Source organism: Aliikangiella sp. G2MR2-5 (assembly GCF_015687155.1).
GTDB lineage: Bacteria > Pseudomonadota > Gammaproteobacteria > Enterobacterales > Kangiellaceae > Aliikangiella.
This window is the reverse complement of record NZ_JADPQF010000010.1, coordinates 1-23711: the sequence shown is the minus strand read 5'-3', so window position 1 is coordinate 23711 and position 23711 is coordinate 1. Positions and strand designations below refer to the sequence as shown.

Genomic DNA, 23711 nt, shown 5'->3' with positions numbered 1-23711 from the left:
GTTATGATGCTTTGTCGCTATAAATAATCATTCCGCATTCAAATGAACATGATACTCTTAAAGAATTCCGGTAGTTAATAGAATTCCAACAAATAGCATAAGCAAAGATACAAAAAGCTGGATGCCTCGCATAGTGACTTTTTCAAGAAAATAACGACCAATTAGCGCTCCGACAAAAGCACTCACTGTTGCAACAGCAATTGCAACTTTTAGATTGTCAGAAAAGGTAAAAGTCAATTCGGAAAGAAAATAGAAGTAAATGCTTAATCGTACAACATCAACTACACATGAAGATATAATACCGGTGGCAACAAATTGCTTTTTGTCTAGTCCGCACTTAAGTAAAAAAGCTGCTCTGAATGCTCCCTGGTTTCCTGACAAGCCGCCGAAAAAGCCTGAAACTAATCCTCCTAGACTGAGGTATTTTTTTGAGATTTCCAAACCTTTTAGTTTCTTACTTAGTTCGCTGAATGAAAAGACTATAAAAATAACTCCTACGACTAGCTTTATTGGTGATACCGTAAAGGTGTTAGTGTAAACGGTGTATTCAAAAACAGGAGGTAAAGCTCCAAGAAATACCAATAGATAAGCTCCCCCGGTTGCCGAGAGAGCAGCCGGTATCGAGAAGCGAATGAATATTGGCCATGAAATATGCTTATACATTAGTGCAAGCTTAAAACAGTTGTTTATAAAATGTACGATTGCTGTTGAAGCTATAGCCAGTTGAACCGGGAAAAAAAGAACAAAAACAGGAGATAACAAAGTTCCTAAACCAAAGCCTGAAAAGAATGTTAACAGGGATGAAATAAGTGCAGCTAGAGCGATTAAAAATAGATACATATGTGTAATTCAATATTTTTTGTAAGCATATAAAAAAAGCCGGAAAGACTAAAGTCTAACCGGCTTTTTGTTTTGAAAAATCGAAAACTATTTTAGATGCTTTGCTAAAAACTTTTCCATTTTAGTATACAGCTCGATTCGATTTTCTTCTTTTCTAAATCCATGACCTTCATTTTGTTTCATAATCCATTCGTTATCAGACAGTTTAATTCCTCTATCTTCCAACGCTTCACGAAGATCTGTGGCGTGTTGCTTAACAACTCGAGGGTCTTTGGCGCCCTGTACAATCATCAAAGGAGCTTTAATTTTGTCGACATGAGCCAAAGGAGACATTCTATTCATTAACTCTTTATCTTCAGGATCACCAATTCTTACCTTCATAACTTCTTTCATTGGTTCCCAATGCTTGGGCATTGACTCAAATAGTAAACCAACATCAGTAACACCTACGTAGTTAATTCCACACTTGTATAGGTCAGGTGTAAAGGTTAGTCCTGCCATAGTGGCATAACCGCCATAGCTGGCACCGTAAATACAGACTTTGTTTTTATCCGCAATACCTTCCTTAACCAGATGGTTAACCGCGTCGGTAAGGTCATTTTGCATTTCTGCGCCCCACTTGCCGCCATATCCTGCCTGTTCAAACTTACGGCCATAGCCACCGGAACCTCTATAGTTTACCTGTACCGTCGCGTAGCCTCGACTTGCGAAGAATTGATGCTCCGGATTGTAGCCCCAGCTATCACGAATACCGAAAGGACCGCCATGCGGATTAATAATTATTGGAAGATTCTTACCGTCAGAGTCTTTCGGAATAGTAATATAACCGTGAACAAGTAAACCGTCTCTGCTAGTGAACTTGAATGGCTTCATTTCAGACAAGAACTCTGGTTTGAGGTTAGGCATTCTTGCAAGAAGGAAAGAAACCTTATTGTTTTTTCGATCAAACAGATAGTATTTCCCTGGGTCATTATCGTCTGAAACAGAGATTATACTTAACGATTCATCTTTATTCGTGCTGGAAAGAGAAACTCTTTTTCCAGGAAAAGCAGCCTTAAGGCCATCCATCATATTCTTGGTTGGTTCGTCGAAATAGACTGCCTCAGGATACTCGTAAGTATAGGAAACGCCGAGAAGTTTTTGCTGATGTTGCGACATGATAAGTCCATTAACATCGACAACATCATGACCGAAAATCATTTCACCAAGTTTGTTCGCTTTAGGATCAAATTTATAAATAGCGGCTCTGTCTCTTCCTATGTTAGAAGCAACAAACATGGTCTGGTTGTCGAAATCAAATCCTAAAGGACTTATTCCTTCGTCATGAATATTGAACTCACGCAAAACCTTAAAGTCTTCTTTTCCTTTATCTTTGTAATGAAATTTGCCTTCCAAACCGTCAATAGAGTATGCACCTCTAACTTCACCATCGTTGTCAACTAACCAGGATTGAACGTCTCCTGGATTCTTAGCGATTAGCTCCATTTTTCGGTTTTTCATTTTCCTTGGATCCCATCTGCTATCCAGTGGAAGCTTATAGAGGTCTGCCGCTTTTACTCTACGTCCGTTGTATTGAACGATAATGTGGTCTGGATCATCAGGTAGAGAGTGGACTACTGACGCTGATCGTATACCCGAGGCTCCAACTTGTGCGCCGACTAGCTGCACTATGTTGGGTTGCTTTTCGGTTGTATCGACAGTAAAAATGCTGAAAGCTTCATTTCCATCGCTATCCATGGTGAATACAATATCGTCATTGTTGGCCCAAAAAAAGCCGCCAACGTCCTGACTGCTTAATCCAGTAATCGCGCGAGCTTTGGACAAGTCATTTGTTTCCATAACAACAATATTGCGGCGGCCATTTACTGGTGACAATAGCGCCAGATACTTGCCATTAGGCGATAGTTGTAATGCTGTATAGTCTGGATTCTTAAAAAACTCCTTAACCGGAATATCGGCAGCCTTCGCCATGACATGATTTGCTGTTACCAACAGCAAAAAGGCTATCCCCACTTTTTGTAAGTATTTCATTAAATTTTCCCTCGATTATTGAACAGTCAGCTTAAAGGTTTAGCCGAACCAAAAAGCGACGTACATTATGTGGGATAAGTCCAAACCGGATCTAATCAGCAGTGTTACTAAATGTAAGAAATGGCATTGTTATTAATATTCTGCTACTAACTAGTTACCCTTACCAATAAATGAGAGCGTTAAAATTATGTGGTCGGGTAAACTAGGTGCTGCAAATCTCAAAAAGAGAACCTTTAATCCTGAATGCAATCTGTTTTTTAAAAGTAAAAAACAATCCGGTTTTTCCTGAAATCTAAGGATTTGTAACTACACTTTAGAGAGCAGGTATTTATTGAGTACTATTAGGAAATATCTGAAAAGTATAATAAAAACACATAGGTAGTGGAGAAGTTATGTCTAAAAATCCATCAATATTAGTTGTTGATGATAATCAGGACAATCGGTTGCTCCTGAAAATGCTCTTGGAAGATGAATATAGCGTGAGCGAAGCAGATTCAGGGCAGGCGTGTCTTGAATTCGTCCAGGAAAGTCCTCCAGATCTGATACTACTTGATGTCAACATGCCGGGAATGAGCGGCTATGAAGTTTGTATGGAGCTTAAACGCAATGATGCCACCGATCTCATTCCTGTAATTTTTGTGTCGGCATTAGAAAGTACGGAAGAGCGCTTAGCTGGCTTTGAAGCTGGCGCTTCGGACTATTTAACCAAGCCTGTTGATGGTGAGAAACTTATTGAAAAAGTGGAACATCATTTGTCCTTACAGCAAGAGTTATTGACCGCGAAAAAAGAAGCTTCGACTGCGATGAATGTAGCAATGGAAGCCATGACTTCAAGTAGTGAGTTAGGGCAAATTATTCAATTTGTAAAGAATGTACAGGCGTTAGATAGCAAACTTGAGGTCGCACAGGCAATTATCAATATTGCAAAAGATTTTGGTCTCAATGCTTCAGCAATGGTCAGAGGAAAAAACAAGGTGCTGGTTGGCTGCCAAATCGATAGTGTTGAAGCTAAAGTTCTCGACAGGTTTCAGCAGAGCCCGGAGCGAGTTACTAATCTTGGGATAAGAACGATAATCCTGAGTGAAAATATGGTTCTCCTAATTAAAAATATGCCACTGGACGACGAGTCCAGATACGGGCGTTTAAAGGACCATTTAGCAGTTCTTGAAGATATTGCTAACGGCCGCTTGCAAACTATAAAGGCGCAGGAGAATGTAAAAGCTCAAAAAATCCTTATTATCCAGGAGGTCATTAGCTTATCGGAGAAGCAGATTAAGAAGACGAGTGAAAAAATCAGGAATCACTCTGAAACCGTCAGTCAAACGATGGAAAATATGTTGAATGAATTGGAAAACATGTTGTTTAGCCTGGGACTTGATGATGATCAGGAGAAAAAGCTGATGGATTTGGCTGACCGAACCTCGGTAAAATTAACGGAAAGCAACGACGATACAACCAAGCTAGACTCGGAGCTAGGTATAATACTTGAGGCCCTATATGAGCTTCTGGAAGAAAGTAGGGAGTAGTTTTATTGTGCCTGATGCTGCCTGGCTCTTTTATTTTCATTCGCGTATCGTATAATTGGCTGTTCTGGGCCGCGCCAAAAAGTTGTCCATAAGAATTCTAAAAATGTAGTTTCTGTTGGAGTCCGCCCTTGCCATTATCTGAACAAGATCTTGCAGCTATATTCCTGACTTTTAAAGTAGCCTCTACTACAACCGTCCTATTAATATTAATAGCGACTCCGCTTGCCTATTGGCTTGCCAGGACTAAATCTCTTGCAAAAGGATTTGTTGGTGCTATTGTTGCACTCCCACTAGTCCTGCCGCCCACGGTGCTTGGCTTTTATTTTCTTATTGCGATGGGACCTGATGGCTTTATCGGGAGATTGACTAGCTGGATGGGAATTGGTTACTTGCCTTTTACCTTCTGGGGCGTGGTCATTGCTTCTTTTTTTTATTCTCTCCCATTTGTAGTTCAACCCATTCAAAATTCGATTGAAGGGCTGGGCAAAAAACCTTTCGAAGTTGCAGCTACATTAGGCGCATCACCACGAGATACTTTTTTCTCAGTTATCTTGCCGCAGACTAAAAATGGCTTCATTACTGCCGCTGTCCTGGGATTTGCCCATACAGTGGGTGAGTTCGGAGTTGTACTGATGGTTGGAGGAAATATTCCCGGGGTCACTCAGGTGGTTTCTGTACAGATATACGAACATGTGGAGTCAATGAATTATCATCAGGCGCATTGGCTATCCATAACAATGATTATTTTTGCATTCACTGTATTAACGACAATTTACTGGTTTAATAGAAGAAGCGATAAACCACTGTTAAGGTTTGGCAGGTAGTATGGATATGGATTGTTTGCACTGTAATCTCGAGTTAGCCAGAGGCGACTTCAATTTGAAAGTTGCGCTTGATTTGCCTCTGAATGGAGTGACTGCAATTTTTGGGCAGTCCGGTTCTGGGAAAACTACATTTTTACGTTGTTTAGCCGGTCTGGAGAAGATTGAAAAAGGCAAAATACAAATTGGTAGTACAACCTGGTTCAGCAAAAATGAACTCAGTACGTCAGAGGTCGAAATTCCCACTTATTTGCGAGACATTGGCTACGTCTTCCAAGAGTCTAATTTATTGAGTCATTTAAGTGTTAAAGAAAATATTCGATATGGAATGCAGCGTCGTAAGAAACCTTTGGGAGATGAAGAGTTACGACAGGTTATTGAAGTGCTTGACATTGAGCCGCTAATGTCACGCTATCCTGACAATCTATCAGGAGGAGAAAAACAGAGAGTAGCAATCGCCAGAGCTATTGCTCGGAATCCAAAACTTTTGCTAATGGATGAACCATTGGCTTCTCTGGATCAACGGCGAAAACTGGAATTTCTCCACTACCTGGAAAAACTGTTGCCGCTCTTAAATATTCCTGCCGTCTACGTGAGTCACAGCGCCCAGGAAGTTACACGACTGGCAAACTATTTAGTGCTTTTGGAAAATGGCCATATTTTAGCACATGGAAACCTGGTTGACATATTACGACAAAATCAGAATATGATATTTCAACAGTCAGAATCGTTTAGTTTACTTTTCGGTAAGATTAATGAGCTGGATAAAAAAAGTCGCTTGTTAATTGTCGATCTAGGTAGCGAAAATATACGACTTCCGTTACATGAGGAGGTACTAGATAGCTTGCAGGAAAAGCAAGACATTCGGTTACAAGTGATGGCAAAAGATGTTAGTGTGACTCTGAAGCGAGCCAGTGAGTCAAGCATATTAAATATTTTTGAATGTGAAATCCTTAACTATGAACATCTTGAAAGGGAAGGGCAAACTCTATTAACTCTAAAACTGTGCGAGCATCAACTTCAAGCAAAGGTATCACGTTATTCATTCGAAGAATTGCAGCTGAGAAGCATTACAAGAGTTTTCGCGCAAGTTAAAGCAGCATCTGTCGTTCGGTAGCTCTGCTTACATAGACATAGCTGAGTTACTAGGCCAATATTTGAAGTAACGTCGCAATTAACAATTTTTCGTCAATCGGTTTGGCTACATGTCCACTCATCCCCATTGAAAGGCATTTTTCAATATCTTCCTTCATAACGTTAGCAGTCATGGCTACTATTGGTATTCTACTCCAGTCTGGAGAGGAAAATATAATGGATGATGCTTCAAAGCCATCCATTTCTGGCATTTGAAGATCCATCAGAATTAGTGAGAAGTTTGAGTCACGCTGAAGCTGTTCGATGCACTCCCGACCATTTCTCGCAGAATATATTTTTGCACCATACTCTTTTAGTATTTCTTCGACAACAATTCTGTTTAGCTCTATATCTTCAACGATAAGAATTCTAAAATCTGCCAGTGAATGTTTCGCCTGGTTCGTCTCATCCGGCTCCGCTAACTGCTCCAAATGAGAATTGTTCAACGCTAATATATCCTGGTTAAAATCCTCTGCTTTAATTCGCTCAGCAGGAGATGCCAGGTCAAAAGATACAGTAAAGAAAAACTCGCTACCTTTTCCTGGCTCACTATTGAAGCCGATACTCCCACCCATTAACTCAATTAAACTTTTACTTATCGTTAATCCAAGCCCTGTTCCGCCAAATTTTCGGTTAGTTGAGCTATCTGCCTGTCGAAATGCATCAAACAGGAAAGCCTGCTTATCCATTTCGATTCCAACACCAGAGTCTCGAACAATAAATTTATAACAAACACTATTTGAGCCTTTTGCTTCTGTCTGTAGTTCCAGCCTAATGAAGCCAGTTTCAGTAAATTTAAATGCATTTCCATACAGATTAATCAAAACTTGTTCTAAACGAGTAGCATCTCCAATAAGGTTACTTACAAATGAATCTGGCACACTGATGGTAAAATCTAAGCCCTTGTCTTTGGCATTTTGATTAAAAATGGCATACAGTTTTTTTAGTAAATGGGTTAGCTCAAATGGCTGGTATTCCAGTTCAAATTGATTGGCTTCAATTTTCGAAAAATCAAGTGTGCTGTTAAGAAGGCTCATCAGAGATTCAGAAGCGAGTGCAACATTATTTAATAGACTTTTTTGTTTACTGTTTAAAGAAGTTTTTAAACATCGATTGACCAGACCTATTATGGCATTAAGTGGTGTTCTTATTTCATGGCTAATATTTGCGGTAAATTGGGATTTTGCAAGGTTCGCACTTTCTGCATCAACTTTCGCTTTGATTAGCGCCTGGGTTTTTCTTTTGACTTCTTTTTGGATCGCAATAGTGTGACCTACAATTAATAGAATAAATGCTTGAATAAGAGAAACGATTATTAAGCCAATTGTCAGAATGACAAAGCTATTCCAGTCCCTGGTAAATACTTTAAACTCATCATTGGCAAAAAACTCGAATTCTATTTTTCTTTCTCCAAAGTCTATTGTCTTCCTGACCGGAGAATAATTTGCATTGTGAGCATAGCCGGAAGTGATTAGCGAGACTGGACCCGAAGACTCGGTGACATCTCTGATATTAATTCCATAGTGAGCAGACTCTGCTTGTTGAAGCAAGTTGCCGATTACCCCGCTTGCCTTTATTACTCCGCTGACAAATCCTAAAAAGGGTTGATTATCATCTGTTGCTTTTGAGGGTCTGTATACAGGGTAGTAAAGAATGGTTCCTTGTTCTGTTCCTGTTTCCTGGACCAGCTTTATAGGTGCCGTTGCTATTGGCCTTTTAGTTGCTTTTGCTTGCTCTAAAGCTTTAAGCCTTTCCTTGTTCGAACCCAGATTGAATCCAAAAGCCCGAGCATTTCTTTTGAAAGGGTAGATGTAAAGAACTGGGTAATAATAGTCTCTTTGAAGTGCTGGGACCAGCTCTCCATCTTTACCTATTTCTGTAAACGTATAACTGTTAAAGCCTGCTTCCTTAAACTTCGATTCATAAGTTTTTCGTTGATCTCGGGCAACTATTTCAGTCCAGCCTATGCCATGAAATACTTTGTCCCCAGCTAAAATATTCTGCGCAAAAAGTTCAAATTCGGTCTTTTCGACCTGTTGACTAGCTATAAATAGTCCGGCGAATGATGAAAGCATTCTAATGGAGGTTTCAAGGTTTTCTTCCAGAGAATAAAAAAAACGGCCAGCATTTTCATTGATCTCGCCTTGTAATGTTGATTTTCTTTCGTGCATTGAATAAATAAAAATAACCAGAACACCGATAAAGAGCGCCGATGTCGGTATGGTTACATAAAGCTTTTTACTTGTGTTGTACTCGAGTTTGTTCGAAAGGTTCACTAGCGCCAAAGGACAAAACAGCAAAACACCAATAGTGTCTCCAACCCACCAGGTCAGCCAGCTGAAAGCAAAATTCTCTGTTGTAATCAAATCACGTACATAGAGTGTAGACGTGCCGATACTAGACGACACAAGACAGCTGATAGGTGCCACTAATAGAATAAAGCGAATAATTTTGTCATGAGAGTCAAGAATATGCTTGTGGCCGACTAACCCGTTAAATAGCTGGTTGCCAATGAGCGCCTGGGTAAGACTGCCAAACGCTATAGTTAGTGGAGATAAGACTAGCTCAAGGCTGGCCTGGCTGGCTAGCTCGGTGGAAACTCCAATGTTTACTATAAACGAACCAAGAAAGATTCCTAAAGAGGCTGCCAATTTGTCGAATTTTAATATGCAGGCTAGCGCTATTCCTGAAGCAGGCCAGACCGCGCTGGCAAACCCGGGTGGAATTGCTAACTGTAAGCCTAGATAGCCAAACAGATAATACAGCAAGCATGTTATGGCAATTTGATTCAGTCTATTCATTAAGTTTTTGAATTCCAGCATCTTACTTAGAGTCTAGTTCAGTCATGCTTATATTAGGTAATAATTTATGAAGTCTGCAGGCTAGAAGTCAGATTTGGCTATTTTTGAACTATACTTTTGTTTACAGATTCGACAAATACCTTCTGTTCGGCCCTTAATTGGTGAAAACGACTCTTCCTTGACTCATGAGTAAAAAAAATAATTTTGACTCTCAACTCTATAGCGTGCAGGGGCTAAGGGATGATTTAGTTAATCGCTCTTACGTTATATTTAGTATTATTGTTGTTCCGGTGCTTCTGATATCTCTTTATCGAATTGTTGAGTTTGGCTGGATGCCGCATATGAGTCTGCACATCGCATTAACAGTGTATATTCTGGTGGTAACTATATTTCGCAAAAGACTTTCCTACAAATTGCGTTCACTTTCTATGATCACCGTTCTTTTACTAGTGGGGATTATCGGTATTATTCGGCTTGGACTTTCAGGAAATGGCTCTCCCTTTCTTATCTGTGCAAGCATTTATGCAGCACTGTTATTTGGTCTGAGAGCCGGCTTGATTGTCATGACCATAAGTTTCATTCTGCTGATATTGGTGGTATTCGCAATATCCCGAGGGTGGTTGCTGTTTGATATTGACTTTAATGCATACAACTACTCCATCGCTTCGTGGCTTACATTTATTGCAGGAATAGGCTTGCTTACGGCTCTGGTTGTTACCATTTTAAGTCAGTTTAACCGACATATATTTAATCTTGTCGCCAATCAGGAAAAGGTTATTAAAGAGAGCACTCGAGAGCTTCGAAATGCCAATCGAGCCAAGTCCGAGTTCTTGGCCAATATGTCTCATGAGATTCGAACGCCAATGAATGGTGTACTAGGGATGTTAAGACTGCTTTCAAAATCCAGTTTGAACGAAGAGCAAAGACACAAAACCAACCTGGCTCGCTCTAGTGCTGAATCCTTGTTGTCGTTAATCAACGATATATTGGATTATTCCAAAGCCGAAGCGGGCAAAATGGAACTGGATGAACTGGATTTTAATTTCTGTGCTCTGGTCGGAGAAATTGCAGAGGCTAACGCGCTTAGGGTTCAACAAAAAGGTGTTGAACTGATACTGGACCTAGCTGAGGTAAAACATAATATGCTTCAAGGAGATCCGGGAAAAATTCGGCAGGTTTTAACTAATTTGCTCGGAAATGCGACCAAGTTTACGCCAAGTGGCGAAATCACTATCAAAGCGTCCACCAAACTAGAGGGGCAAAAAGTTTGTTTATTTTGCGAAGTGACAGACACTGGCGTCGGTATTCCAAAGCAAAATGTCGGCAAACTGTTTAACGTTTTTACTCAGGTAGATGCGTCAACTACGAGACAATATGGTGGTACCGGTTTGGGGCTTTCTATTTGTGCAAAGTTATGTGAGCTGATGGGAGGAACTATTTCTGTTGAAAGCTTTGAAGGAAAAGGAAGTCGTTTTTTCTTTACCATCTATTTAAGTATAAGCAAAAAAGAAGACACCTCAATTGCTGATATAGACTTCGGAAGACTCAATGTGCTTGTGCTTGATGGGAGAAAAGATTGTGGAAATGCCATCGCTAAACAGTTTGAAAGTTGGGGAGGACATTCAAAAGCGTTTGAAGAGCCCGATGAGCTCATAAACTTTTTTAAACAAACTGATTCTAGTGACGAAAAAAACTGGTTTTCGGGAGTGCTTATCGATGTACAGACGGTCGGCAATATAAAAGATTTTGTAGAGAAGTTAGCATTTTGTGAACGATTTAAAGAGCTCAAACTTGTTGCTATGTCTGACTTTATACATATCAGTGATCCACAGGCTTTTACTCATAGAAATGTTGTCGCCTATTTTCCTAAACCAGCCACCACAAGTGATTTAATTAAGTCTGCTCGATATCTGCTGGATGATCCTGAAAAACTAAACAAAAAAAGTGGACTGGAAGGTGATATTCATCGTTCTTTGCTAGTACATGAAAATCAGGAGAGCCTGGATGATTTATCTTTGTTAGCGGTCAGAAAAATTGAGGCTCATATCCTGCTAGTGGAGGACAATTTTGTCAATCAACAGGTACTTGTCGGTATTCTTGAGGAGTTCAACATCACAGCTGATGTTGCTGAAAATGGTGAAGAAGCACTAAATATTTTAAAAAATGCCCGTGGCGAGAAGCAGCACGATTTAGTCATAATGGATTGTCAGATGCCTGTAATGGATGGTTATCAGGCGAGCCGGGCGATTCGCGCAGGAAAAGCAGGGGCTCGGAACCGGACTATCACTATTCTGGCGATGACTGCCAACGCCATGGTTGGCGATCGCGAAAAGTGCATTCAGGCCGGTATGAATGATTATTTGGCAAAGCCCGTTGAAGCTCCCAAATTATTGACCAAACTTCATCACTGGCTGGAGGCAAACCGGTTCGAACAACAGGACTTTGAATTGCAACAAGATAGCTACTATTCAGACTATCAAATGCCTGCCGAGCCAGGCAATCGACAAGGACCAGGTGATCAAGCGGATCGCAAACAAGAGGAAAAGACATTGGCTCAAGATAAATCGACTGATACAACCAATATTTGGGATAAAGAAGCCGCGCTAGGACGGCTAATGGGTAAAGAGGCACTTTTGTTGCGCTTGGTAAATGTCTTTCTGGAAAGCATTGATGAGTTGATGTCACAGGTTGAGTATGCGGTAAAAAAGAGAGATGCCGAGCAAGTGGCTCTTCATGCCCATAGCCTTAAAGGAACTGCCGGGAATATCGGCGCGGTAAAGTTACAGGCGCTCGCTTTTGAACTGGAAAAGGCAGGAAGAGAGTCAGGGAATGAAAAGTTTGAAGAGCTCTATGCCGGTATAGTCGACTCGGTTAATGAACTAATCGAAATTCTCAAGGCGCAGTCTGCTGGCTAAACAGTCTGTTCAGCCAAAAGCTCATCCTTATAGCTATAAGTTAGTTGCGTCTCCTACCTCCTGCAAGCACAATCAAATTCTTATTCAATTGTCTTGAGCGCCTTTATTCCGTAGCGTAATGTGTTGAAGGCTCAGGCCTGGTTTGTATCTTTCTGGATTTTTGCTGAACATGAATAGAATGTGCCAATATGTTGGCCGTATATCAGGTTTTGTTGTCGTCCTCTGCGTCCTTAGGTCGCGGGGATAGCGTGTTTCAATTGAAAGGCCATCTAAACCCCGCTTCGTTAGAACCGGGGTTTTTTTATGCTAAAACTTTAATTATCTTCATCTGGAGGGAAGTGAGCGATGTCTATTTTGGACAAAGAGACTGAAGAACATTCCGCCGCCGCGAGTCAGTCTTTGCTGCTACAACGCGGTGCTAACGAAAGTAACTCTTTGCAAACCAAGTCAAAAATTGATTTGTTTACCGGGGCGGAGCTCGTACTTGAGTCTTTAAAAGCTCTTGGTGTAAAGCATATTTTTGGCTATCCAGGTGGTTCAGTTCTGGATATTTATGATGCACTGCTGGGACAGGAAGATATCGAGCATATTCTGGTCAGGCACGAACAGGCTGCGACACACATGGCGGATGGTTATAGCCGGTCTTCCGACGAAGTGGGCGTTGTACTGGTGACATCGGGACCAGGGGCAACAAACTGTGTAACCGGGATAGCAACTGCATACATGGATTCAATTCCGATGGTTATTCTTTCCGGGCAGGTAGCCACCCACTTGATCGGTGACGATGCATTTCAGGAAACGGACATGCTGGGATGTTCTCGTCCAATCGTTAAGCACAGTTATTCATGTCGTGATGTCGAAAGCATTCCTGCGGTAATTGCTAAAGCATTTCACTTGGCTCGTTCAGGCAGGCCAGGACCTGTAGTGGTAGACTTGCCAAAAGATAAACTGGCTACACAACGAATTTACCCCTTTTGTATGCCCGAAGAGATAAAGATTCGTTCCTACAGTCCAACTATTAAAGGACACACCAGGCAGATCAAAAAGGCAGCCGAAGCACTTGCTGTGGCTAGACGTCCAGTTATTTTTGCTGGTGGCGGGGTTATTCTGGCTAATGCCTCTTCCCAGTTGGAGCAACTGACAGAGTGTCTGGATGCGCCTGTGGTTAACAGTCTTATGGGACTCGGTAGCATTCCGGGAGAGCATCCTAACTTTGTTGGAATGCTTGGACTTCATGGGACATTTGAAGCAAACAAGTCCATGGCAAATGCCGATGTTATTCTTGCTTTAGGGGCCCGGTTTGATGACCGGGTAACTAACAGCACTAATAAGTTCTGTCCGCAGGCAACCATTATTCACGTTGATATAGACCCTACTTCTATCTCCAAGAACATTAAAGCGCATATTCCTGTTGTAGGATCGATTGATGTGGTAATTCCCCAATTGTTAAATGCCCTGAAAAAATCCAGCTTTTCAACCGATCCGGATGATAGAAAAGACTGGTGGCAACAGATCAAATCATGGCGTGATAGACAATGTCTGGCGTATGAAAAAAATGGTGACAATATCAAATCGCAACAGGTAATTGAGTCAATTTATCGAGTGACTAATGGTGATGCCTATATCACCTCTGATGTTGGGCAGCACCAGATGTTTACCGCGCTATACTTTCCTTTCAAAAGACCCAAGCAGTGGATTAATTCGGGGGGACTGGGAACGATGGGATTTGGACTTCCTGCGGCAATGGGAGTGAAGTTGGCCAGGCCGGAAAGCGATGTAGTCTGCATCAGCGGTGATGGTTCGATTCAAATGAATATTCAGGAGCTTTCGACCTGTCTGCAATATGGCTTGCCGATCAAAGTTGTAATATTGAATAACCGAAATCTTGGCATGGTCAAACAGATCCAGGATATAAACTATGATGGGCGCCATGCAAGCGTTTACATGGAATCGCTCCCTGACTTTGTCAAATTGGCAGAAGCTTACGGACATATTGGAATGCGAGTCACTTGCCCGCAGAAACTTGAACAGGCACTGGAAGAAGCATTTGCACATAAGAACAAGCTGGTGTTGATTGACGTTGAAGTCGAGGAGCACGAGCATGTTTTTCCGATGCAAAAAAAATTGGGTGCAATCGATGATATGTGGCTCGCCAAAGGAGTTGACCGATGAACGAACAAACCATTTTATCAATTTTGCTTGAGAATGAACCCGGAGCGCTGTCCAGAATTGTTGGACTGTTTTCTCAGCGGGCTTTTAATATTGAAAGTTTAACAGTTGCTCCAACTGACGATAAAAGCTTATCAAGAATCACTATAGTAACGAGCGGTGATCACCAGATAATTGAACAAATTACCAAACAGGTGAACAAGCTGGTTGATGTTTTAAAAGTGTCTGAACTCAATAATATGGCTCACATCGAGCGAGAACTAATGTTTGTGAAAGTGAACGCCAAGACACCGGAAGCAAGAGACGAAATAAAACGTACTGCAGATATTTTTCGAGGACAGATTGTCGACAGTACCAACCAGCTTTACACCGTTCAGCTGAGTGGTAAGAAAGATAAACTGAATGCGTTTATTCGCTCGATTCGTCGGCAAAGCGATATCATCGAGATAGTTCGTTCCGGGTGCGTAGCTATTGCCAGAGGAGCTCAGTCCCTGTCGGTTTAGGAAGTATCTGAACTGGCGGGTGAATATTTCGATTATGCCGCGAAATTCAAAGTAAACCACTTAGGGTCACCCTATAGCAACAGGATATTATTTATATATTTGTTAATGCGATACAAATATATTTTTAATATCCTTTAGAGATTAAAATAGCTTTTTGCGAAATTTAAAACCTTGTTAGTGTGAACTGGTTCACATTTTTGTCTGGATTAAAAACTCACTAAATCTCCACCCCCTATTTTACTCCGGTCTGAGATATCACTTCAGGCAATTATCATTAAATAACTACAAGGAAAAAAGTAATGAAGAAAGTTATCAAATCACTGGTCGCTTCGGCGCTGGTATTTTCATTTACAGGCATAACTTATGCGGGATCTTTAAACGTTTCGAAGTCTGATAACGATTTTGGCATTTCAGCCAAAGACTTAAAAAATGTCCCTGAATTGTCAGAGACTTCATCTTTTGTTAGTACCAGTTCGGCAACCAGTATGCGTTGTCTTGTGGATACGCCTGCCTGGGATCGTTGGGGATCTCCTCGCTGTTTCAGTGCCGGTATGGCAAGATATGCTACGGCTTATTTCCAAATCACGGATGCTCCGAGCAACTATACCGTTTATTGGTCTGACAGTCGTTGCAGTTCAACTTCTCTTTCTTGTTCATTACCTATTCGTACCTACCAAACTATCAATCTGAGTGCGACAGTTCTCAACAACAGCAATAGTACCTTTGTAAAGGTTTCTGCCAGTGCGCACTATGAAGGACTTGATTGATATTAAGCCGTTCTTGAAAGCGAGTACTTAAGTACTTGCTTTCATTACGACTTGTTTTTCGGAATGTTTAGTTATCTAATTTTTCTCTTTTGAACTTCGTGTTAAAATCACCGCCGATTGTTAAGGAGAAAATTGTTGAAGTGTGCAAACTGTCAGTCTGATTTATTTGGTGAATTCTGTGCCCACTGTGGGCAGGCAGCTAAAAGTCGCCGAGGACCTATATGGCAGGTAGTCGCAGAGTTTAGCGAAGAGGTATTTGCGCCACGCTCCAAATTAATTACTAGCCTGTTTACCCTTCTGTTTAAACCAGGCCTTTTGAGTCGAAAGTTTCTTGATGGCAAGCGAGTTTCGGTATTGCCACCCGTCAGAATGTATCTGGTGATTAGTCTGGCATTCTTTATCGTATTTGAAATACCAGATATTGATGTCTCCGAGCAAAACATTTATATCGGCGGAATCTTATTGGGACACGAAACTCCGATTGAAGGTAGACCTACTTTTTCTGTATTTGGAGGCAGAGATCCTGCCGACCCTGTTAACGTCTGGTTTGCGGAAAACTTTAGTGAAAAAATACCCTTATTGAAGCAAAATAATGCTCAGGTAACGATGGAGCGAATTCTCAATCGTCTTGAAGATTTGTTACCGAATGTTCTAATTCTTTTCCTGCCATTATTTGCTCTTTTACTGAAAGGGCTATATTGCCTAAAGCGTATTCTCTATTTTGATCACTTGATTTTTGCTTTACATTTCCAAACCTGGCTAATGGTGATGATTATTATTATCTACGCGCTTGCCACGATTAATCTTTATTTCACCTGGTTGACAATACTCATACCGATATATCTGGCTAAGGCACAAAAAGTCGCCTATGACCAATCATACTGGTGGGTAGTGCCAAAAACGTGTCTGATTTTTGTAATATATATTTTATTGATCACTGTCGTAGCAGCTGGCGCGATTTTGGGGGCTATTGTATTACTCTAAGTGCATCTGTATCTCTATATGTAACTGTTAGTTGAATGATATGGTTAAACGGTCATCTTTGACGACTGCGAACTGATGAATCGATAGCGGATTACTGGCGCAATATAATTACTCTTTATTAGTAAGTCTCTGCTATATTGAGTAACAGAAAGTGAGAGATGGTTAAAGCAATGCATAAAGATATCTGGCAAGGATTAAATAAGCAAAACTCGATAGTCGAAAAGCTTAGATATATGCATTCTGTAATGCAGTTACATATGCCCTATTTGAGTCGTGTTGCTGTAGCCCTGTACGACGAAAGCACAGATCTGCTTAAAACATATGCCTATAGTTCGTCGAAAGCTAGTCCTCTGACCAATTATCAAGCGAAATTAAGTGACTGTTTCTCTCTGGTCGAAATTGCGAAAAGTCAACAGCCTCGGCTGGTACAAGACCTGACAGAATATGCCGATAGCGATCATCAGCATACCCAGACGATTCTAAATGCCGGATATATGTCCAGTTATACTTTGCCGATGTTTTGGGAAGGTATCTTGATAGGCTTTGTTTTTTTCAATGCCGAAGAAAAGGATGCATTTCAAGAAGCCGCTCTGCATGAACTGGATGCTATTGCACATATGATCACGTTGGTGATTTACAACGAAATTTCCAGCATAAAAACTTTAACTGCGACGGTGAAGTCGGCGCTTCAGCTAACCCATTCTCGCGACCCGGAAACCGGATTTCATTTAGAAAGAATGTCTCGCTATGCAAGACTTATCGCCAAGAAAATATCGGACGACTTTCAATTTGATGATCAGTTTATAGAGCATATTTTTTTGTTTGCTCCGCTACATGATCTTGGAAAACTATCGATTCCAGATAACATTCTCTTAAAAAAAGGTCCGTTAACGGAAGATGAAAAAAGTATCATGCAAACTCACTCTGAAAGAGGAAAAGAATTAATAGACAAACTTCTTGAAAATTATGGGCTAACTGGAATTACCCATGTCGATATGTTGAGAAATATTGCCTTATATCATCATGAGTCAATGGATGGAAAAGGTTATCCATCAAATCTAGAAGGAGAAAGTATTCCGATAGAAGCGCGAATTATTGCAGTGGCTGACATTTTTGATGCGCTCACCAGCCATAGACCCTACAAGGAAGCCTGGTCGAACAAAGCTGCGTTTCAAAAGTTAAGAAATCTGGCTGGTATTAAACTGGACGCTGCCTGCGTTGATGCTTTACTGCGTAGCGAAGATGAGATATTACAAATTCAGGGGCAATATGGAGAGAATGAGTTCGGTTAACTGAGGTTTGACGAACGCATTATAAAAATAATGCCTTTAAAGTTGCACACCTGTTATTGAACTATGTATCCATCTTGATTCACCAAGAATAAAATTAGGAAACGATGTTCTTTAACTCATAAGATATCAGGATTTTTATTCCTAGATGTTAACCTGTTAGCAAGTTTGTGTACCAGACTTTTCCAAACTTGTATTTGGGCGTATGATATAGCGGCCGTTTATTGAGCAAAATAAATTGGCGTCCAGAAACTATAAAAAGATTAAATGCTCCAGAAAAAGATTAACCCGGAAGTAAGGGTAATAAAGGTAATGCGGTCCCCATCCAAGGCTTGATCTTGCTACTTGTTGATAACGGATACTCAAATGGTATACAACACAAACTCAAATCGCAGAGAGAAAAAAAGCGCGTTAGTGGTAGATGATTCGCGTCTTGCATGTAAAGTGTTGTCTGACATGTTGGAGCCTTTAGGATTTGATACGACTTCAGTATTTTCGGCTCAGCAAGCGCTCGATTTTCTTAAAATTAATCAACCAGATATTATTTTTCTCGATCATACAATGCCCGGGATGAATGGTTTTGAAGCCCTTCAAAAAATTAAGCAAACACCAAAAATAAAGCAGATTCCGGTTGTGATGTATACGGCCAAACAAGGTGACAGTTATTTGGAGCAAGCACTTCAACTTGGCGCAGCAGATGTTATACCTAAGGGGTTTGAAAAAAATTATCTGTATCGAGCACTCGAAAAACTGGATATGCAATTGAACGATCCGGTCGAGACTGATAGCGCGGATCAATACAAAGCATCTATCAGCGTACAAGCGAGTTCTGAAGTATCTGATGATAGTCGAAGTGAAGCAAAGCTTGAGACGGAAAAAGTGAATACTCAGGTTGAAGAGTCTACTCAAAAAGCAGTGCAGGAAGAAAAGAGTGGTCCGTTACCCAACTGGAGAGATATCTGGCAAAAACAGATCGCGCCTTATTTTTACCGACAAAACAACAAGCAAACGGAAGAAATAGCGAAGCTTAATCTGACCCAAACAAGACTGCTGAATCGTGAAATGCATAAAACGCTGGAATCTTTTGAACATGCATTAATGACTCGACTTGAAGCGCATGATGAGTTTTTGGCAAGCGAGCAGGAAATCATCAATAGCAAACGAAGGATCTGGATAGGCATTGCTGCAACGCTAGTGGTTCTAATACAGGTTGGGTTTATATGGCAGTTTCAGTCGGTAGCCAGAACAAACCAGCTGTTACTGACAAAACTCGAAGAGTCGCAGTCGGTGCAGAGAAGTCTCAGTGATAAATTGCACGATCTAGAAGCCGAAGTCAGGCAGATTGTCCTAAGTGACGATTCGAGCTTTGAGTTAGCACAAGATAGCGAAGAAAATATTCCAGCTGTTTCACTGCAAAATGATTCACAGGAGCACAAAGCAGAACTATTTCAGGTTAATAATGATAGTGGAGACTATTTGGCAATCAGTACTACCGGTTATCAATTTCTCGTGTCAGCAGAAGGTGACGTTGGTATTCCTTTGGACGCCAAATTTTATCTTTCTGACAACTGCCTCGGAGAACCCTATTCAGATGAAGCTGCCGCCAGGCTATTTAAGGACGACAGCGGCAAGCTCTGGTTTATTGATAAGCAGGCAGAACTAACCGATGTAATGGTGTTATCCCGGAAAACCGGCAGTAACGATTGTGAAAAGCTGGAAGGTGAAATTCGTCGCCTGAGACGACTACAAAGAAATATTTCAGCGGAAACAGGCATTGATGAGCTGGAAAGATTTCAACTGGTTTACAACTAGTTATTCACTTTTTTTTTGTGTAATTGCAGTGCAGCATTCTTTTTAGTCTATGTTGCACTGCGATTATTTATTACGTTTCAATCAATTTTCTTTCCAATCCCTTCCGCTCCTAGTGTTTGTTGAGCTGCATGATTGATCCCGCTTAAATACGCTTATCTTAGCGATAATCTCAAGTTTGCAATTAATCAGTTGATAAATAACAACTTTGTGAATTTGTACTCTTGATATTTCAAATTGATAAAAAAACATTCATTGCATCTCTTTTCTCGATGAGATAGGTTGAGTAAGCGTAAGGGAATGCGGTGTAAAGTATGAGAAGGATTTACTTCCCTTACTCCTAATCTGTAACAACAAGAATACGACAGTAAAGGAGATATCATGTCGAAACGTCTACTTACCATTACAACCCTCACTGGAGCCCTAATTCTTGCCGGATGTGGCCAACCAGGAAAAGTCACCGGTGGTGGCACCATGCATTCAGCCGGCGGCTCAGATAAATCTGTGTTTACCTTTCATGCTGATTCATGCGATGAAGGTCAGGTAAAAGGTTCAATGAATCTGCATGACTCAAGCGCTCTTGATTTCGAAGATGTCAACGGCGTCAAGCTAAAAGCTGATGTGGACTCTACCTACTTCTGCTCGGGAGATCTCGATTTTGATGCTCCCTTATGTGCGTGCAGCGAAGGGTTTCAGGAAGTTAATTTTACCTATCAATCAACCAATCCTAAAACGGATGGTGGTGGTCAAGGCATCGCCTGTCTCGGTGACTTTGGAGAAAAAGGAAATTCTGATCTAAAAGGTGCCGCAATTATTTCTATCTCAACCGGACCCTACAGTGGTTACTACAACGTCGGTACGGTCAGCGGAAATGTTCAACAGCATAGCTGTCCCGCTGAATAGCTAGCCACTCAATACAAATTTGTTGGAATAATAAACAAAAAGGATCTGGAGAATTAATGATGAAATTAAACAAAATTGCTGTAGCAGTAACTATGGCTGCTGGACTGAGTGTACTGCCGGTGTCAGCGGCAAAACTAGGCGAAAACCTGATGGGTGATCGCTTTATTATTCATGCTAAATCGGGCCAAATGGAGGCGCTTAAGCAGGCGCTTGTTGATGCTGGTGTAACCATCAATGTCGAAATGAACAGCATTTCAGCTATTTCGGCCACTATTAATCCTTCTGCTTATCAGGCTCTAAGAGGAAACAAAAATATTGCCGAGATAGAAATTGATGCGAAACGTTATTTTGCGACTCAGGGTAATCCTGAAGTTAAAAGTATTGCTCCCGAGTCTCATCTTGATGATTACGGCAACTGGGGCGACACGGATTTTATTCCATGGGGAATAGAAGCGGTTCAAGGGATGGAGGTTTCTCCCGATGCGAACAATCCAAGGACTGTGTGTATTGTTGATACCGGATATGATTTGGGGCATTGGGACTTGCAAGCCGAAAAAGTAAGTGGTGACAGTGAAGGTGCCGGTGACTGGTTTGAAGATGGTCATGGCCACGGTACTCACGTCGCCGGAACTATTGCTGCAAAGGGAGGCAATTCTGGTGTTGTCGGAATGATCGATGATTCCAGTGCAAACTTACATATTGTGCGTGTGTTCGACAGTGGTGGCGGATTTGTCTACGCATCTGACCTGGTTGGTGCAGTAAATGACTGCGCTGCTGCCGGAGCCCACGTTGTAAATATGAGCCTGGGTGGTATTTTGCATACCAAGGCGGAAGCCAGGGGCTTTGAAAAGCTGAGAAAATCCGGCGTGTTGATGATTGCCGCAGCAGGTAATGACGGTAATGCGACTCATAATTACCCTGCTTCTTATGACGCGGTTATGTCGGTAGGTGCCGTTGCCCGTTCACTCGATGTTGCCAGTTTCACTCAGTATACTTCACAAGTCGAAATCGCCGGACCAGGGGTGAACGTAATCTCCACTTATCCGGGAGGCTACCATGCCGTTATGGCTGGAACATCGATGGCGACTCCGCATGTCGTTGGAACCGCTGCTTTGGTTTGGTCTCATTTTCCACAATGTTCAAACTGGGATATCAGAAATGCGTTAAGACAGACTGCAATGGATGTTGGCGCTGCCGGTAAAGACTACTATTCCGGGTATGGTATGGTTCAGGCGAAAGACGCTATTGATTACCTTAGTGCCAATGGTTGTAGCGGTCAAACCTGTAAAGGTAATGAGTGCAAAGTCGACTGATATTGACTCATTAAAATACACTAACAGTAAATTAAGGTCAGCAAGCGCTGGCCTTTTTTTGTGTAAAGGTATAATTTTAATTCAGAGGGCATACTGTTTTGGTTAAGTGTTGCGCTGACTTAATTTTCTATTCGCATCGATTACGTTAATGAAAAAACAACAATTATTTTTCCGAGTGGTAATGAGCATCTTGTTAATTCTGAACTGTGCAGTACTGCAGGCAAATGACAAGAGCGCTAATTATCAACTTGAGTTAGTGCATAGTGGACTGACCGTACCCTGGGGAATGGCATTGATTGATGAATCGAAAATGCTGATTACTCAGCGTTCGGGCTCACTATTGCAGCTTGACCTGAAAACCGGTTTGACAACTGAGATAGGCGGTCTTCCCAAAATCGCAACAATAGGGCAAGGTGGATTGCTGGATATTAAGCTATCTCCAGACTTTGATAAATCTGGCTGGCTATATTTCACCTATGCCAAGCCGGTAAAAAATAGTGCGGCTACTACACTGGCCAGAGCTAAACTTATTAATAATCGTTTATCGGAATGGAAAGATTTACTGATTACAAAGTCTGTATCAACTGGTGGCAGACACTTTGGAAGTCGAATTGCATTTGATTACGATGGACACGTATTTTTCAGTATCGGCGATCGGGGTGACAGGGACAATGGGCAAAATAAAATGACCCATGCAGCCACAATTGTCAGGTTAAATCTTGATGGTAGCATTCCCAAAGATAATCCTTTTGTCGATGATGACAATGCGCTGGATGAAATCTGGAGTTTTGGTCATAGAAATCCACAAGGACTTGCTTTTGATAAAAAGACCGGGCGTTTGTGGGCGATTGAACATGGCCCGAGAGGTGGAGACGAGATTAATTTGATAATAAAAGGAAAAAATTATGGTTGGCCGGTGATTTCCTATGGAAAGGAATACTGGGGGCCATTTGACGTGGGAGAAGGCACCCATAAAGAAGGAATGGAGCAACCGGTTAAATATTATGTTCCTTCGATTGCACCAGGTAGCTTGCTGGTATACAACGGAAAGGCTTTCCCTGATTGGCAAGGGAATCTCTTCGCTGGTGCGCTGGTATTGACTCACCTTAACCGAGTTGAAATCGACAATAATGGCAAGGCGGTTGGTGAAGAGCGCTTGTTTGAGTCTCTCGGCAAGCGAGTTCGTAATGTGATTGCTGATAGTAATGGCTACATCTATTTTTCTACTGATAGTGGTGATCTTTATCGACTAATGCCAAAAGCCTTATCAAATTGAAATAGGTTAATATTGCTATCGATTGATAGAGAGAATAGTGGTCAGAATAAATTGGCTAGACTTAAAGTACGATGAAAAAAGTTATTTTTTTATTTGGGCATTCACCAAATTTTTATTATCAGGATTTATAGTCAATGACACAAAAAGTGCATGAGATCGACTTTGGCCTATTTACATTTTTAGATGATTCTACTGTAGTTGCGACAGCAAAAGAAGGCGTTAATATCGATGCTGTGAAAGTCCAGCAAGCTATCGACTTAATTGAGAATGAGCTGGTCGGTGGTTACTCGCTAATTCTGGAAAGGAAATACGACTATTCAATTATGCCGGTGGAAGTTTATAAGTATTTCGCTAGCCTTAAAAGGCTAAAAGCCATAGCGATTGTATCTAGTTCTGGGCGCAAATTTTTACCAGACAGTATGGAGCAAAATATTTTTGGAAGAGACATCGAGATGTTTGTTTCCATTGAAGATGCCCATGAATGGCTCAAGAGTATATAAACGAAAAGCTGGTTGCTGCGACTTGTAACACTATAGGTGAAGTTGGGCTAAAAAATTAAATCTAAAAATGTTCCCGAAAACGAAATTGATTGAATAGATTTAAATCAGAGAGATTTAAATCAGACACCCT

17 protein-coding genes are annotated in these 23711 nt (G+C 41.3%); 14 read left to right on the top strand and 3 right to left on the bottom strand.

From position 1 onward, the window contains the following. Positions 1-57 precede the first annotated feature (57 nt). Both IYN84_RS20715 and IYN84_RS20710 read right to left on the bottom strand, forming a co-directional pair. Complete coding sequence (locus IYN84_RS20715) at positions 58-840, bottom strand: sulfite exporter TauE/SafE family protein (protein WP_196141197.1); 783 nt, start codon at positions 838-840, stop codon at positions 58-60. A gap of 87 nt (positions 841-927) precedes the next feature. Further along, positions 928-2871 carry a S9 family peptidase gene (locus tag IYN84_RS20710; RefSeq protein WP_196141196.1) on the bottom strand — a complete coding sequence of 648 codons (1944 nt, stop codon included), beginning with the start codon at positions 2869-2871 and terminating at the stop codon, positions 928-930. Between the two features lie 392 nt (positions 2872-3263). Between IYN84_RS20710 and IYN84_RS20705 the strand changes: the two genes are divergently transcribed. The 3 genes from IYN84_RS20705 to modC all read left to right on the top strand — a co-directional run bounded on the left by IYN84_RS20705 (position 3264) and on the right by modC (position 6335). Beyond that, positions 3264-4397 (top strand): response regulator, encoded by a 1134-nt coding sequence (locus tag IYN84_RS20705; protein WP_196141195.1) that lies wholly within the window; start codon positions 3264-3266, stop codon positions 4395-4397. Between the two features lie 128 nt (positions 4398-4525). After that, complete coding sequence (gene modB / locus IYN84_RS20700) at positions 4526-5221, top strand: molybdate ABC transporter permease subunit (RefSeq protein WP_196141194.1); 696 nt, start codon at positions 4526-4528, stop codon at positions 5219-5221. 7 nt (positions 5222-5228) lie between these two features. Continuing rightward, the gene (gene modC, locus IYN84_RS20695) at positions 5229-6335 is read left to right on the top strand and encodes a molybdenum ABC transporter ATP-binding protein (RefSeq protein ID WP_196141193.1); all 1107 of its coding nucleotides are present in this window, start codon (positions 5229-5231) and stop codon (positions 6333-6335) included. Between the two features lie 28 nt (positions 6336-6363). On the opposite strand, the gene IYN84_RS20690 is transcribed toward modC, so the two are convergent. Beyond that, positions 6364-9153 carry a CHASE domain-containing protein gene (locus IYN84_RS20690; RefSeq protein WP_196141192.1) on the bottom strand — a complete coding sequence of 930 codons (2790 nt, stop codon included), beginning with the start codon at positions 9151-9153 and terminating at the stop codon, positions 6364-6366. A 185-nt stretch (positions 9154-9338) separates the two neighbouring features. Here IYN84_RS20690 and IYN84_RS20685 point away from each other — a divergent pair, with 185 nt between their 5' ends. From IYN84_RS20685 to IYN84_RS20635, 11 genes are all read left to right on the top strand, one after another. Then, on the top strand, positions 9339-12068 hold the full coding sequence (locus tag IYN84_RS20685; RefSeq protein WP_196141191.1) for an ATP-binding protein: 2730 nt from the start codon (positions 9339-9341) through the stop codon (positions 12066-12068). Between the two features lie 453 nt (positions 12069-12521). Beyond that, on the top strand, positions 12522-14240 hold the full coding sequence (gene ilvB / locus IYN84_RS20680) for a biosynthetic-type acetolactate synthase large subunit (RefSeq protein ID WP_371735027.1): 1719 nt from the start codon (positions 12522-12524) through the stop codon (positions 14238-14240). Continuing rightward, the gene (ilvN, locus tag IYN84_RS20675; protein WP_196141189.1) at positions 14237-14740 is read left to right on the top strand and encodes an acetolactate synthase small subunit; all 504 of its coding nucleotides are present in this window, start codon (positions 14237-14239) and stop codon (positions 14738-14740) included. Before ilvB ends, ilvN begins: the two co-directional genes overlap by 4 nt. A 299-nt stretch (positions 14741-15039) precedes the next feature. Continuing rightward, a complete protein-coding gene (locus tag IYN84_RS20670) occupies positions 15040-15507 on the top strand; it encodes a hypothetical protein (RefSeq protein WP_196141188.1) in 468 nt (155 codons plus the stop codon). 135 nt (positions 15508-15642) lie between these two features. Then, the gene (locus IYN84_RS20665) at positions 15643-16491 is read left to right on the top strand and encodes a DUF3667 domain-containing protein (protein WP_196141187.1); all 849 of its coding nucleotides are present in this window, start codon (positions 15643-15645) and stop codon (positions 16489-16491) included. A 170-nt stretch (positions 16492-16661) separates the two neighbouring features. Beyond that, positions 16662-17783: an HD domain-containing phosphohydrolase gene (locus IYN84_RS20660; RefSeq protein ID WP_246723075.1), complete on the top strand. Its 1122-nt coding sequence runs from the start codon at positions 16662-16664 to the stop codon at positions 17781-17783. A 363-nt stretch (positions 17784-18146) separates the two neighbouring features. Next, entirely contained in the window at positions 18147-19592 is a 1446-nt protein-coding gene (locus IYN84_RS20655; protein WP_196141185.1) for a response regulator, read from the top strand. 378 nt (positions 19593-19970) lie between these two features. Then, positions 19971-20492: a hypothetical protein gene (locus IYN84_RS20650; RefSeq protein ID WP_196141184.1), complete on the top strand. Its 522-nt coding sequence runs from the start codon at positions 19971-19973 to the stop codon at positions 20490-20492. Between the two features lie 56 nt (positions 20493-20548). Further along, positions 20549-21805: a S8 family peptidase gene (locus IYN84_RS20645; protein ID WP_196141183.1), complete on the top strand. Its 1257-nt coding sequence runs from the start codon at positions 20549-20551 to the stop codon at positions 21803-21805. A gap of 148 nt (positions 21806-21953) precedes the next feature. Then, entirely contained in the window at positions 21954-23081 is a 1128-nt protein-coding gene (locus tag IYN84_RS20640) for a PQQ-dependent sugar dehydrogenase (protein ID WP_196141182.1), read from the top strand. A gap of 134 nt (positions 23082-23215) precedes the next feature. Next, complete coding sequence (locus tag IYN84_RS20635; protein ID WP_196141181.1) at positions 23216-23581, top strand: hypothetical protein; 366 nt, start codon at positions 23216-23218, stop codon at positions 23579-23581. The last annotated feature ends 130 nt before the right edge of the window (positions 23582-23711 follow it).